Source organism: Sulfitobacter sp. PS-8MA, from assembly GCF_040933935.1.
Lineage (GTDB): Bacteria > Pseudomonadota > Alphaproteobacteria > Rhodobacterales > Rhodobacteraceae > Sulfitobacter.
In genome coordinates this window covers 137,558-151,069 of sequence record NZ_JBFQYJ010000006.1, presented here as the reverse complement: position 1 = coordinate 151,069, position 13,512 = coordinate 137,558, and the positions used below count along the sequence as shown (strand labels likewise).

At 63.5% G+C, this 13,512-nt stretch carries 15 protein-coding genes; 2 read left to right on the top strand and 13 right to left on the bottom strand.

Translation table 11 applies throughout. From position 1 onward, the window contains the following. Positions 1 to 13: 13 nt before the first annotated feature. The 9 genes from AB4M76_RS04655 to AB4M76_RS04615 form a co-directional block, all read right to left on the bottom strand. Entirely contained in the window at positions 14 to 781 is a 768-nt protein-coding gene (locus AB4M76_RS04655) for a hydroxypyruvate isomerase family protein (protein WP_368440643.1), read from the bottom strand. Beyond that, positions 781 to 1,425 (bottom strand): aldolase, encoded by a 645-nt coding sequence (locus tag AB4M76_RS04650; RefSeq protein WP_368440642.1) that lies wholly within the window; start codon positions 1,423 to 1,425, stop codon positions 781 to 783. Before AB4M76_RS04650 ends, AB4M76_RS04655 begins: the two co-directional genes overlap by 1 nt. Continuing rightward, complete coding sequence (otnK, locus tag AB4M76_RS04645) at positions 1,422 to 2,666, bottom strand: 3-oxo-tetronate kinase (RefSeq protein WP_368440641.1); 1,245 nt, start codon at positions 2,664 to 2,666, stop codon at positions 1,422 to 1,424. Before otnK ends, AB4M76_RS04650 begins: the two co-directional genes overlap by 4 nt. Then, positions 2,666 to 3,550: an L-threonate dehydrogenase gene (gene ltnD / locus AB4M76_RS04640; protein ID WP_368440640.1), complete on the bottom strand. Its 885-nt coding sequence runs from the start codon at positions 3,548 to 3,550 to the stop codon at positions 2,666 to 2,668. Before ltnD ends, otnK begins: the two co-directional genes overlap by 1 nt. 3 nt (positions 3,551 to 3,553) lie before the next feature. After that, positions 3,554 to 4,834: a TRAP transporter large permease gene (locus AB4M76_RS04635; protein WP_368440639.1), complete on the bottom strand. Its 1,281-nt coding sequence runs from the start codon at positions 4,832 to 4,834 to the stop codon at positions 3,554 to 3,556. Further along, a complete protein-coding gene (locus tag AB4M76_RS04630; RefSeq protein WP_368440638.1) occupies positions 4,831 to 5,337 on the bottom strand; it encodes a TRAP transporter small permease in 507 nt (168 codons plus the stop codon). The genes AB4M76_RS04635 and AB4M76_RS04630 overlap by 4 nt, the downstream gene beginning before the upstream one ends. A gap of 71 nt (positions 5,338 to 5,408) precedes the next feature. Further along, complete coding sequence (locus AB4M76_RS04625) at positions 5,409 to 6,380, bottom strand: TRAP transporter substrate-binding protein (RefSeq protein ID WP_368440637.1); 972 nt, start codon at positions 6,378 to 6,380, stop codon at positions 5,409 to 5,411. Between the two features lie 67 nt (positions 6,381 to 6,447). Continuing rightward, positions 6,448 to 7,434: a D-erythronate dehydrogenase gene (gene denD, locus AB4M76_RS04620; protein WP_368440636.1), complete on the bottom strand. Its 987-nt coding sequence runs from the start codon at positions 7,432 to 7,434 to the stop codon at positions 6,448 to 6,450. Continuing rightward, positions 7,431 to 8,183 (bottom strand): FadR/GntR family transcriptional regulator, encoded by a 753-nt coding sequence (locus AB4M76_RS04615; RefSeq protein ID WP_368440635.1) that lies wholly within the window; start codon positions 8,181 to 8,183, stop codon positions 7,431 to 7,433. Before AB4M76_RS04615 ends, denD begins: the two co-directional genes overlap by 4 nt. Positions 8,184 to 8,386: 203 nt before the next feature. Between AB4M76_RS04615 and AB4M76_RS04610 the strand changes: the two genes are divergently transcribed. Both AB4M76_RS04610 and AB4M76_RS04605 read left to right on the top strand, forming a co-directional pair. Next, positions 8,387 to 8,758, top strand: a complete 372-nt coding sequence (locus AB4M76_RS04610) for a hypothetical protein (protein ID WP_368440634.1) — start codon at positions 8,387 to 8,389, stop codon at positions 8,756 to 8,758. Positions 8,759 to 8,802: 44 nt separating this feature from the next. Beyond that, complete coding sequence (locus AB4M76_RS04605; RefSeq protein ID WP_368440633.1) at positions 8,803 to 9,294, top strand: copper chaperone PCu(A)C; 492 nt, start codon at positions 8,803 to 8,805, stop codon at positions 9,292 to 9,294. Between the two features lie 66 nt (positions 9,295 to 9,360). Here the strand turns inward: AB4M76_RS04605 and AB4M76_RS04600 are convergent, their stop codons facing one another. The 4 genes from AB4M76_RS04600 to AB4M76_RS04585 form a co-directional block, all read right to left on the bottom strand. Continuing rightward, a complete protein-coding gene (locus tag AB4M76_RS04600) occupies positions 9,361 to 10,167 on the bottom strand; it encodes an ABC transporter permease (protein ID WP_368440632.1) in 807 nt (268 codons plus the stop codon). After that, positions 10,160 to 10,927 carry an ABC transporter ATP-binding protein gene (locus AB4M76_RS04595; RefSeq protein ID WP_368440631.1) on the bottom strand — a complete coding sequence of 256 codons (768 nt, stop codon included), beginning with the start codon at positions 10,925 to 10,927 and terminating at the stop codon, positions 10,160 to 10,162. Before AB4M76_RS04595 ends, AB4M76_RS04600 begins: the two co-directional genes overlap by 8 nt. 62 nt (positions 10,928 to 10,989) lie before the next feature. Further along, on the bottom strand, positions 10,990 to 12,252 hold the full coding sequence (locus tag AB4M76_RS04590; protein WP_368440630.1) for a cation:proton antiporter: 1,263 nt from the start codon (positions 12,250 to 12,252) through the stop codon (positions 10,990 to 10,992). Between the two features lie 188 nt (positions 12,253 to 12,440). Continuing rightward, on the bottom strand, positions 12,441 to 13,460 hold the full coding sequence (locus AB4M76_RS04585) for an ABC transporter substrate-binding protein (RefSeq protein ID WP_368440629.1): 1,020 nt from the start codon (positions 13,458 to 13,460) through the stop codon (positions 12,441 to 12,443). Positions 13,461 to 13,512: the final 52 nt, after the last annotated feature.

The window sequence follows — 13,512 nt, the reverse complement described above, 5'->3', positions numbered from 1 at the left end:
ACAGCGCGCGACGCTAAATCTGCTGCGCTTTCTGTAACCATGCCAATGTATCACCCGTGGCACCTTCAGGTTTATATTCCGCGCCCAGCGGCATCAGAAACCCAAGCTCTTTGACCACGCGAAAGACATGATCAAAGTTAATCTCGCCGTGATCCGGCGCGCCGCGGTCGGGGACGCTGGCGAATTGGATATGGCCGATCCGGTCTTGCAGCTGCGCCAGTTTGTGGGTGAGATCGCCCTCCATCAGCTGCACGTGATAGCAATCGAACATGAGCTTCAGGTTGGCGGCCCCCACCTCGGCCATGATCGCCGTGGCCTGCGCCGTGGTTTGCAGGAAATATCCGGGGGCGTCATAGCGGTTGAGCGGCTCGATCAGAATGGAAATGCCCGCGGGCGCCGCGCGATCACAGGCGTAGTCCAGATTTTCGACAAAGACCCTATGCGCCTTATCGCCCTGCGCAAACCCCGCCATGACATGGATGTTGTGCGCGCCGATCTCGGTGGCATAGGCCAGCGCCTGGTCAATCGCGGCGCGGGCTTCGGGGATACGCTCGGGCAGCGCAGAGAGGCCGTTGTCGCCTGCCGAGACATCGCCACGGGCGGTGTTGAGCCCCAGCATCGGCAGGTCGGTCTCGGCCAAGGCCGCTTTGACCTCTGCGCTATCGAAGTCATAGGGCCAGTGACATTCGACAGCGTCAAACCCGGCCGCTTTCGCGGCGCGAATGGCGTCGGGCAAGGTCAGCTCCGACCAGAGAAACCCCAGGTTTGCCGAAAATTGCATCAGTCGTCCCACTCAATATCGAAATGCGTCACAAGATCGCGCACCTGTGCGGCGTCCAACATACGCGCCGGGATGCCGTGCATCAGCATGGCAAGACGCGCCGTGTCTTCAAGCTCTTCGATGGCATTGCAGGCGGCCTCGACATCCTTGCCGGCGACCACCGGCCCGTGGTTGGCCAGCATCACCGCAGACCTCTTGCCCGCCAATCCCCGCACGGCTTCGCCCATGGCCGGGTCACCGGGCCGGAAGAACGGCAGCAGCTTGACGCGACCGAGCTTCATGATCGCATAGGGCGTCATGGGGGGCAGAAAGTTATCGGCATCGACATCGGGCATCATCGACCAGGCCACCGAATGGCAGGAATGCAGATGCACCACCGCCCCTGCCGTGCTGCGGGTGTCATAGAAGGCGCTGTGCAGGGGCATTTCCTTGGTCGGGGGGTCGCCGTCAATCAGCCTGCCGCTTGCATCGAAATGCGACAGCCGCGCCGGGTCCAGCCTGCCGAAACTGGTGCCGGTCGGGGATACCAAAAGCCCGCCGTCTTCGGTCCGGGCAGAGATGTTGCCGGTGCTGCCGCCGGTCAAACCCCGGTCAAACATGGATTTCGCCAGCAGGCATATCTGGTCGCGCAGGGCGGTGCTCATGGCGCGGTTCCGTCCAAGATGCGAGCGGCTTTCTCAAAGTAGTCGACGCTGCCAAAGTTGCCGGACTTCAACGCCAGCACCAGCCCCGCGCCCGCGCGGAGCGCTGGCACGCCGGGGTCGATCTCCGGTCCGATCTCAAGCTGGGTCAGGGACAGGCCCTCCACCACGGCGCCAGAGGTCTCGCCCCCGGCGGTCAGCAGTTTGCGGACCCCTTCTGCGGTGACAATCCGCGCGACTGCGGCAAAGAACTGTTCGAACTTTTCAGCACTTTCTGCGCGCCCGTATTTTTCTTGGGCTGCGGCCACTGCCTGCGGGTCGGCGGAACTGTAGATCAGCGGCAGCCCCTCGGCCTTCATGGCCCAGTCTGCGGCGGATTGGGCGGTGATCTCGCCGCCAAACAACATGTCGGCGCTCACCTCCATGGAGGGATGCGCGCCCTTGTGCTGCGCGATCTGGCCCCGGGTCGCGATGGAACAGGAGCCCGACAAGATAACGCATTTCCCCGCCTCACCGCGCCACGGCGTCCGGTCTTGCGGGGCGATGCCGAAATTGGCGGGCAGGCCAAGTGCGGCCCCGGAGCCGCCGGTGATGAGCTTCAGCCCTTTCGCCGCCCTGCCGATCTGCATCAGATCCGCGTCCTGCAGGGCATCGACGACGATCAGCCGCCTGCCCGCCTCGGCTTCGCTGTCTAGCTGCGCACGGATGGCCGTCGCACCTGTTAGCACCGTGGCCGCGTCCACATGCCCCACCGGCCCTTTAGACTGGGCGGCAAGCACCCGTCTGATGTCCGGGTCCGTCATCGGGGTCAGCGGGTGGTTCTGCATGCCGCTTTCGCTCAGCAGCACATCCTTTACGAAGAGATGGCCCTGATAGATCGACCGGCCCGTGCCCGGAAAAGCCGGGCATATGATCACGGCGCGGGCCTCCAGCGCGTCGGCCAAGGCTTCGGCCACCGGGCCGATATTGCCCTTGGCCGTGCTGTCGAAGGTCGAGCAATATTTGAAATAGATCTGCGCGCAGCCCTGCGCCAGCAACCATTCGAGCGCCTTGAGCGATTGCGCAACCGCCTCTGCGGCGGGGATGGAGCGGGTCTTGAGCGCCACCACAGCGGCCTGCACATCGGCCTCTGCGGGGTGATCCGGCACGCCACTATATTGCACCGTGCGCATGCCCGCCTTGGCCAGCGTATTTGCCAGATCGCTGGACCCGGTGAAGTCGTCTCCGATACAGCCCAGCAACATCAGCGATCTCCCGGCAGGGAAACACCGCCCGCGCGGGCGAAATATTTGGCAATGGCGGCGTCGTCCTCATCGCCCAGGCCCGCCTGCGAGGCCGCGCGGAACTGCGCCAGCGCGTTGGCGGACACCGGCAGAGGCAGGTCTGCGGATGCCGCGATCTCGGTCACGATGCCGAGGTCTTTGAGCCAGATGTCGACCTTGGAACGCGGGGTGTAATCGCCTGCTACCACATGGGGGGCGCGGTTTTCGAACATCCAAGAGGTCCCGGCGGAGACGGAGACAACATCGACCACCTGCTGAGGCGTCAGCCCTTGCGACGCGCCAAAGGCCAGCGCTTCGCCCATCGCCGCGATGTGGACCCCGGCGAGCAATTGGTTCACGGCTTTCATGGCCGAGCCCGGCCCGGCCTGATCGCCCAGACGGTGCACGGTTTCCGCCATCGCCTCCAGCACCGGGGCGGCCGCGTCAAAGGCAGCAGCCTTGCCCGCCGCCATGATCGACAGCTGCCCCGCGGCCGCCTTGACCGCGCCGCCCGAGATCGGGGCGTCGAGGTAGAGCAGATCCGCCTCTTCCGTCAGTGCCTCCATCTCTGCCGCGAAGGCCGGGGAAACGGTGGCGCAAGAAATGATCACCCCGCCGGGCCGAAGCCGCTGGGCGACAGCCTGTTCGCCAAAGAGCACCGCCCGCGTCTGATCGGCATTGAGCACCGCGCTGACCACCGCATCGGCCTTTTGCGACGCGTCACCAAAGGCCTTGCCGCCCTGCGCGACCAGCATCTCAACCCGCGCCTCTTCCGGATCAAAGCCGCGCACGCAATGGCCTGCTTTCACAAGGCTTACCGCCATGCCCAGCCCCATCGAGCCCAAGCCCACAAAATCAATCAACATCGGTTACTCTCCAAAGACCCATTCGACCGGCCAGAGCGTGATGGCAGGAACGTAGGTGATGACCATCAGCGCGGCAAAGACGGTCAGGACGAACCAGACCAGCTGCGGGATGATCTTTTCAACCCGCAGGTCGGCCACGGAACAGGCCGCGAAAAGGTTCACCCCCAAGGGCGGTGTGATCATCCCAAGCGCGAGGTTCACCACGATGATCAGGCCAAAGTGGACCGGATCGACACCATAGCTCATGGCGATGGGCGTCAGGATCGGGGCCAGGACAAGGATCGCCGCCGAGGTTTCGATAAACATGCCCACGATCAGCAGCAGGATGTTCACCGCCAGCAGAAAGGCGATGCGGCTTTCAAAGATATCCTTGAACCATGCCGCGATTTCATTGGGCAGGCCCGAGCGGGTGATCAGGAAAGAGAACAGCGCCGCCGCCGAAATGATGATCATGATCGCCGAAGTGGAAATGATCGTGCTTTTCAGAATGTCCGGCAGGGCGCTGACTTTCAATTCCTTATAAAGCAGCATCCCGACGATCAGCGCGGCGGCCACGGCTGCGGCACTTGCTTCGGTGGGGGTGAAAATGCCCGAGTAGATGCCGCCCAGAATAACCACAGGGACCAGCAGCGCCGGCAGTGCCGATTTGAGCGCCGCACCGGGGGCGGCGCGGTCCATCCCGTCATCCTTGCCGATGCCCCGCATCCGGCAGATCACCAGCACCAGCGCCATGAGCGAGCCCGCCACAACCACACCGGGGCCAAGCCCCGCCACGAAGAGCTTGCCAATCGACGTATCCGTCGAGACGCCATAGAGGATCAGCGGAATGGAGGGTGGGATCAGAACGCCCAGCTCAGCCGAGGATGCCTGAATGGAGGCGGCCAAGGGCTTGGGGTAGTTATGTTTGACCATGGCCGGGATCAGGATCGCACCAATCGCAAAAGTGGTGGCGACAGAGGAGCCGGAGACCGAGGCGAAGAGCATACAGGTCAGCACACAGGTACAGGCCAGCCCGCCTTGAATGCCGCCGACGAGCGATTTGGCGAGATCGACAAGCCGCTGGGAAATGCCGCCCGCCGACATCAGGTTCCCGGCCAGGATAAACAGCGGGATCGCCATCAGCGGGAAACTGTCGATCCCGGTGAACATGCGCTGCGCCACCAGCAGCAGCGGCAGACGGCCCTGCGCCTCGATGCCAATGACAGAGGCCAGCCCGATGGCCACGGCAATCGGCACGCCAAGGACGAACAGGATTGCCAGCGAAAAACCAAGTGCGCTGTTCATGCTGCGTCCTCCGCATTGCGTGCGATCAGCCAGTCACCCTGCACCGCGCGCACCATCGAGGCGGCCACAGCGATCAGGATAAAGCCCGAGCCGACGGGCAAGGCCGCATAGACCCAAGCGATCGAGATATCGAGGGCCGACAGGCTTTGCGGGATCACCCGCAACGTCATCAGATAGCCCTGCCACAGCAGGACCGAGAAAAAGATCAAAGAGCCGATATTGGCAAAGAGATAGACCGCAATGCCCAAGCGCGGCGGCAGGGCATTCTGGATCACATCGACCGAGATCATGGCCCCGTGCCGGAATGCAACGGCCACGCCCAGAAACACCGACCAGACCATCGCGGAACGGGTGATGACCTCGGACCAGGTGGAGGGCGCGCCAAAGGCAAAGCGCGTGACCACCTGATAGAGCGCGAGACTGGCGGCAATCACCAGAAAGGCGATGGACAGGCGTTGCGCTACGCCGGTGGTGAAGTCTTCGAGACGCAGGAAATAGCGCATGAAACGTCCTTATCGTGGTGGGAAAAGGCAGCAGCAGGCGCAGGAAGTCCCCGCGCCTGCTGCTTGGGCGATTACTCGACCGCCTGAATGCGCTCGACCAGCTCCGGGCCATATTGATCGGTGTAGATCGTGTAGGACGCCTGCGCCAGATCGGCGAAGGGGGCTTTGTCGACGTCGGTGATCACGTCCATGCCGTTCTCGATCAGCAGCGCCACGCCGGATTCCTCCAGACGGTTCACCTCTGCACGGGTCGCTGCGGCAGAGGCTTTGGCCGCTTCCATGAACCAGCCGCGCTCCTCATCCGTCAGACCGTCGAGCAGAATGGGCGAGCCCAGCACAACCGCGGGCGAATAGACGTGACCGGTCAGCGAGACATGGTCCTGCACCTCCCAGAACTTGGAGGCGGTGATCACGGTGACGGGGTTTTCCTGACCGTCGACAACGCCCTGCTGCAAGGCCGTGAAGAGCTCGGGGAATGCCATCGGCGTCGGCGCGGCCCCCATCAGCGAGAACGCCTCCATATGCACCTTGTTTTCCATCGTGCGCAGCTTCAGCCCATCCAAATCTTCCGGCGCGCGCACGGGGCGCTGCGAGTTGGTCACATGGCGGAACCCGTTCTCGGACCAAGCCAGCCCGACCAGCTGGTTCTCACCGATCTTCTCCAGCAGCTCCTGACCGATCTCACCATCCAGCACGTTGCGCGCATGGTCATAATCGCGGAACAGGAAGGGCAGATCGAGGGCATAGACCTCTGGCACGAAGTTGCCCAAGGGGCCGGTCGAGGTGATCACCACATCCATCGAGCCGATCTGCAGCCCTTCGATCATGTCACGCTCGCCGCCCAACTGGCCTGCGGGGGCCTGAGAACCGGTGAATTCACCGCCCGAAAGCTCGGTCAGCGTGTCAATGAACGCCTGCGCGCCGATGCCGTAATGCGACCCTTCGGACAGGGAATGGCCAACGACGATATTGCGCTCGGCATAGGCGGTGGTTGCGGCGAATGCGGCGAGCGTGCCCGCAAAGGCAAAAATTGTATGTTTCATGTAAGTTCCTCCCAAGGTGTTAAATCGTCCTGTCGTAGCCTGCGCGGCTGCGCAGGGGCGTGCCTGTTCAGGCACTTTTCTGAGCCTTCTGGCCCATTTCGTCCTCCAGATAGACCGCAATGATCTCTCCGAATGTTTGCTCGGCCCGAAAGCCCAGTGACAAGGCGCGTGCCGTTTCAAAATCGCGCGGCCAGCCTGCCACGATCGTCGCCACAGCCGGATCAGGCGCACGGCGGATCAGCGCCACGGCGCTGTCTCCCGCCACCGCACGCAACGCCTCGATCTGCTCGCCCACCGTGGCGCTGACGCCCGGCATGGTCATGCACCGTTGCGCGCCCATGGGGGCGGTGTCCAGCGTCGCCGCGTGCTCGATATAGCCAACAGCGGCGCGCGGGCTTGCAAACCAATGGCGCACGTCATCATCCACGGGCAGGATCGCCTCTTGGCCGTTCAGCGGTTCGCGCAGAATGCCAGAGAAAAAGCTTGAAGCGGCCTTGTTCGGCTTGCCGGGGCGGATGCAGATCGTGGGAAAGCGGATGCCCACACCGTCGAGCAGACCACGCCGGGAATAGTCGTTCAACAACAGCTCGCCCATCGCCTTTTGCGTGCCATAGCTGGTCAGCGGCGTCAGGTGATAGTCATCGGGGATTCTGTCCGGAAACGGTGCGCCGAACACGGCCAACGAAGAGGCAAAGATCACGCGGGGGCAATAGCCATCGACATTTGCAATCGCCTCCAGCAGCGCGCGGGTGCCGTCCAGATTGACGCGGTAGCCCTTTTCCATATCCGCCTCGGCCTCGCCCGAAACGATGGCGGCCAGATGCACGATCACCTCGGGGCGCTCCGCGATCACCTGCGATGCGACCTCGGGGGCAGAAAGATCGGCTGCAAAGGCATCCTGCGCGCCGGCGAACGCTGCGTGTTTTTCGGGCGCGATCACATCCACCAATGTCAGGGCATCGACCGCCTGCCCGCCGATCTGGCCTGTGGCGGCGATACGTTCCGCCAGTTTGCGGCCAATCATGCCCGCGGCGCCAAGGATGGCAACTCTCATATATTCGCCTCTTTCGTGGGGTTTGCCAGCAGCTCACAGGTGCTGTCGTAAATACGGCGCTCATGCACGCCCATGGCCGCGGCCAATGCCTTTGCATCCCGCGCCATAAGCGCAGCGAGGATCAGCCGGTGGTCTGCAATGCTCTGCGCGATGGCGCCCGGTTTGCCGATCGCGCGGCGCCGGTCGTCCAACTGGTAGGAATAAAGCGTCGTCGCAAGATCGGACAGAAGCGCATTGCCGCAAGACTGGTAGATCGCGATGTGAAACGCCCGGTCCGCGATCAGAAAGTTCACCGGATCATCGGTGGCCTTCTCTTGCATCTTTATCAAATCAGAAAGCGCATCCAGTGCTTTTGCATCGATGCGGGCGGCGGCAAGCTCTGACAGTCGGGCTTCGACCATAAGCCGCCCTTCATGCACGTCCTTCAGCGAATAATCCGTCACCCGCCCGTTCGACAGGGCCGACATGCCCAGCTCACCGACATCGCCAGAGACGACCTTGGTGCGCGCGCCCTGCACGATCGAGACGATCCCCTTGGTCGACAGGATCAGCAAAGCGCCCCGCACCGTCTCGCGGCTGACGCCCATTGTCGCCGCCAGATCACGTTCGCTTGGCAGCACATCACCGACGCTCAGAACGCCCGTGGCGATCAAGGTCGCGATGCGTTCGGCCACCTCGTCTTTCACAGAGCGATGCGCCACCTTGTCCAAGGAGGTACTGTGCATGTCTAGTATGGTCGTCTCGCCCATGCACCCCCCTCCCCGGAATACAGCCTCCCCGCCGGAGGCAACTACGCCGCCGAACTGGTACGTTGACCAGACCAGCATACCAGTTCGCTGTCAATTACAAATTTGCGAGGCAACGGCGCGGGGTGTTCGAGATGCCGACGACATAGCGTCGCAGCGCGTCGGCATCCGCTGGTCAAAGCCAAAAGGGCGGGCTAACAGAAGCCATGCTCACTGCGGCGCGCCTTCCTCTCTGCCGGGTCATGCTGACCTTCCTGCTGGCGCTTGCGCTGGCCAGCATCCCCTTTGCGCATCGAAGCCAAGCGGCCCCGCTGCAAGACCCGAGTTTCGTGGCCTTTGTGCAAGCTGGCGGCGACCTCAGCGATCTTTGCTCTGGATCCCCGCAGGACCACCGGCCCGGCACATCGGGTTGTGAGGCCTGCCGGCTCGTCAACGCGGTGATCCTGCCGGCGCCGGTAGAGATGCTGATCGCCCCGCGCCGCAGCGCCGAGACCAAGCGCCCCCGCCCCTATGCCCCGCACCATTCAGGCCCCCCGGCAGCCGCGCCCCCGCCCGCCAGAGGGCCGCCGCAGCTTTGATTGATCTCTGACCCTAAAAATCAATCAAACGACGGAAAACTGACATGAAAACCCTCTACACCGCGGCTCTGGTCGCCTGCTTTGCCCTGCCCGCTACCGCCCATGACTATACGCTGGGTGGCCTCACCGTGACCCACCCTATGGCCTTTGAAACGCCCAAGTCAGCGCAGGTCGGCGGCGGCTATCTGAGCATCACCAACAGCGCCGACACCGCAGACCGATTGCTGAGCATCAGCGCGGATGGTTTCGACGACGTATCCCTGCACGAAAGCACCACCGACGACATGGGCGTGGCCCGTATGCAGCCAGTTGAAGGGATCGACCTGCCCGCCGGCGAAACCGTGGTGCTGGAGCCGGGTGGGCTGCATGTGATGTTCATGGGGCTGGGCGGCGATCCTTTTGAGATCGGCGAGAAAATCCCCGCGACCTTGACCTTTGAAAAGGCGGGCTCGCTGGACGTCACCTTCAACGTGGAAAGCCGCCGCGCCGCGCATCAGGGCGAGATGGATCATTCCGCCCATGGTATGCAACATTAAGCCACCGCTTGCGAGCACACCGGCGCTCCCCTGCGCCGGTGTTACGGGATTACGGGTGCTGCGCTGTCAGACCCGCCAGTTCAACACGCGCCGCTCGACAGCCGCCACCCCCGCCGACACGGCCACGCCGAGCAGCGACAGAATGACAACCCCTGCAAACAACCGCTCCAGATCGTAAAGGCTTCCGGCCTGCAGAATATAGGCTCCGATGCCATATTCCGCGCCCAGCATCTCCGCCGCGACCAGCAGGATGATCGCGATCGTCAGCGAAATCCGCAGGCCAGAGAGTATCCCCGGCATCGCCCCCGGCACAACGATCTTGGAGACGATGGACCACCAGCCAAGACCGAAACTCTGCCCCATGCGGATCAGCACCCGGTCCACATTGTCGACCGCCGCATAGGTGGCGACCACGGTGGGCGTGAAAGTGCCAAAGGCGATGAGTGCGTATTTGCTGGCCTCATCAATCCCGAACCAAATAACAAAGAGCGGCAAAAGCGCGATCTTCGGGATCGGGAAAATCGCGGCGACCAAAGGCACCAGCCCCGCGCGCACCAGCGAAAACAACCCGATCAAGACCCCGATGCCAACGCCCAGCGAGGCGCCGATCAAGGCGCCAATCGCCAGACGCGTCACCGAAGGCACGAGATGTTTGAACAGCATCCCCGATTGGTAAAGCTCTTGAAAGGTCAGCAGCACATCACTGGGCCGCGGCAGGGTCAGGGGCGAGATGAAGCCGCTGCGCGTGCCCCATTCGGCCAGCAGGATCAGCACCACAAAAACCGCAAGCCCGACCCCGCGGCGGTGACCGGGCTGGAACCCGCCGCCGCGAAAGGTGACCTCGCGCGCTGTGCTTTCGGTAAGGTCAGCCATCGATCAACTCCGCATCCGCTGCCGCGGCTTCATCCCGCATCAGGCTCCAAAGATGTTGCTGCTGGGCTTCGAGCACCGGGTCGCCGTGGCGCCGCTCGGCCAAGGGCATGTCCAGTTCCACCACCTCGCGCAGTTCCCCCGGTCGGCGCGAAAGCACCACGATCTTATGCCCCAGCCGCACCGCCTCGGCGAGGTTGTGGGTCACATAGACCGCCGTGAAGGGCTGCCGCGTCCAGAGCGCCACAAGGTCGTCCATCAACAACTCGCGGGTCTGGCTGTCGAGCGCGCTCAGCGGCTCGTCCATCAGCATCACCGCCGGATTCACCGCCAGTGCCCGGGCAATCGCCACCCGCTGTTTCATCCCGCCCGACAGCTGCTTGGGCAGCGCATCGGCGAAATCGGTCAGTTTGGTGCGCGCCAACACATCGGCGATGATCGCGTCGCGCTGCGCCTTGCCCAGCCCGTGGTCTTCCAGCACCAATGCCACATTGCCGCGCACCGTGCGCCAGGGCAGCAGGGCGAAATCCTGAAAGATATAGGTCAGCGGGTTCAGACAGTCCTCAGGCGCGTCGCCCAGTTGCAGCACCCGGCCCGCGCTTGGCCGCTCCAACCCGCCCAACATCCGCAGCAGGGTCGATTTTCCACAGCCCGAAGGGCCGACAATGCAGACGATCTGGCCCGAGGGAATGTCGAGCGTGATGTCCCGCAGGACTTGCGTTTCGCCGTAATAATGGCTGACGGAGGAGAGCTTGAGATCCATGGCGGTCTTTTCCGGCAAAAGCCGGTCAGGTGCAATGGACAACCGGATAGATTGTGCGCGGGCTAGCCGCGTTCCTCCTCCTCCGGACTGCCGAGCCCTTCCACCGCGATCCCGGCGGTAAACCCATGGATCAGGGCAGAGACGAGGATGGCAAAGCCCACGATGGCCCAGATCTTCTCCTCATTCCAGAATTCCATCTTGGCGGCGGCATAGGCGAGATAATAGATCGATCCGATGCCCCGAATACCGTAAAGCGCCACCACCCAACGGTCGCGCGCGCTGAGCGGGGTGCGGCTCAGGGACAGCCAGCCGCCAAGCGGACGCACGACGAAGAGCAAGGCCACAACGATGGCCGCCCCTGACCATGTCAGCGCGCCGAGCAGCATCGGCAACACCGCCCCGAGGGCGACCAGCAGCAAGGCGGTCAGCGCATGTTCCACGGCGCAGGCAAAGTCATGCAGGCGGCGGTGGAATGCATGGTCGCCCTCCACCCGGCGGATCACCAGCCCGGCCACGGCCACGGCGATGAAACCATATCCTTCGACCAGCTCCGTGGTGCCATAGCAGAGCAGCACCCCGGCGAGGGCGACAACCCCCGAAGAGGTTTCGGCCAAGGCCGCGTTGCGCGGGACGGTGAAGAGAACTTGCCCCAAGGCCCAGCCCCCGGCGGCCCCCATCAGCGTGCCGACCCCGATCCGCCAGAACACGTCTCGGGCCAGCCATTCGACGCCCCAAGCCCCCGGCGCCAACCCTTCGGCAGCGACCAGCAACCCGAGGTAAACAAAGGGAAAGGCCAGGCCATCGTTCAACGCCGCCTCGGTCGTCAGGGCAAAGCGCACCGGATGCTCTCCGCCTTCCTGCGGCGGGCCGACCTGCACATCGCCGGCCAAGACCGGATCGGTCGGGGCCATGACCGCGCCCAGAAGGATCGCGCCGCCGATGGTCATCCCGGCCAAACCATAGCCCAAGACCGCGACCGCCAGAATGGTGATCGGCATGGTTAGCCCCAAGAGCCGGATCGTCGGCCCCCAGCGGCCAAGGCTCGACAGGCTGTCGATCCGCAATCCGGTGGCGAAGAGGGAGATGATAACGCAAAGTTCGGCCACGACTTCCCAGATATGCGGATGGGTTCGCGGGTCGGGGACCTGCGGCATGCCGGGCAAAAAGGCGAAGACGGCCATGCCAAAGAGGATCAACAGGCCGGAGGCGGCAGGTTCGCGGCGGCTGACGAAACGCGGCAGCCAATTGGCAAGGATCACACTTGCCCCAACTGCGCCAAGCGCGATATGGTAGCTGTCGAGCCCAAAAAAGGCGCCATCGTTCATAAAGGGTGTCCAGTCATGGATGCGGCGCCCGGGCCAATTTATCGGTCAGTGACAGGACAACGCCGCTCAGCCCCTTTGGGTTGCCATAAATCGCCAGTACCGCCTTCCAGAACATCCCCTGCCCGCCATCCGCGCAGCAAAAAGGCGCACCGCTTTCGCGATGCGCCTTCGTTTGGGTTGCAGGCCGCCTAGCTGCCCATGGTCTCGACATAGGAGGTATCGACCAGCGTCTCCAGGGTGATGTCACTGTCGACCAACCCTTCGGACTGGAACCACTCCAACTGATCGCGCACCGAGGCCACATTCAGCTTGGCCGCTTCGTTCAGCCGCATGGTGCCATTGATGATCGAAGGCGCCGCTTTCTCGCGCGGGCGGTCGGTATAGACATGTTTGTGGATCAGATCGACCATCTCATTCACACCCTCTTCGCCGCCGTCCTTGGCGATCATCGCGGCGTTGTAATCGGCCACACCTTTGGAATAGCCGGCGAGGAAGTTCTCGGTCATCTCACGCTCGCCTTCGGCATTGCTGGCCGAGGTGCAGATCGTGGTGACCTGATAATCCGGCAGATAGGTCGCCACGTCGCCGATGATATGCACGGCACCCGATCCGGCCAGCGGCTTGGCGATATGCGGCACGATGGACCACGCGTCGATCTGCCCCGACTTCAGCGCCCCGATCACCGCGCCCACCTTTTGCAGCGGCTTGAACTTGAGCGAGATACCCTCCGCCTCGGCCATTTTGGAGCCCATGTAGTGAAAGGACGACCCCGCCTGGGTCATGCCATAGCTTTTGCCATCCAGCATGCCCGGCTCGGTAATGCCCGCCTGATAGGCCGCGTCGGAGACCAGGAACTTCTGCCCGTCGATGCCCTGCTCTTCCTGCAGACCGCCGCCGATGACCTTGACCGCGCCCTTTTGCGCCAATGACACCAACCCGCCCGAGATCGCGGCCACGGCGTAATCCACATCGCCGCTGGCAATCGCCACCGCCATGGGCTGCGCGGCCTCGAAAAACCGCAGTTCCACGTCCAGCCCGGCCTCTTTGAAATAATCTCGCTCGAAAGCGACAAAGCTGCCCGCGTGGCTGGTGAAGCGCAGCGCGCCCACGGTGATCTTGCGGTTCTGCGCCAGCGCCGGGGCGGCAAGGCCCACAGCCGTTGCGGCCCCCATGGTGGCAATGGCCTGACGGCGGGTAAACAGGGTCATAGTCTCACTCCTCATTTTTGCGCAGCATGGTCGGGCGCAGCCCGCAAAGTCA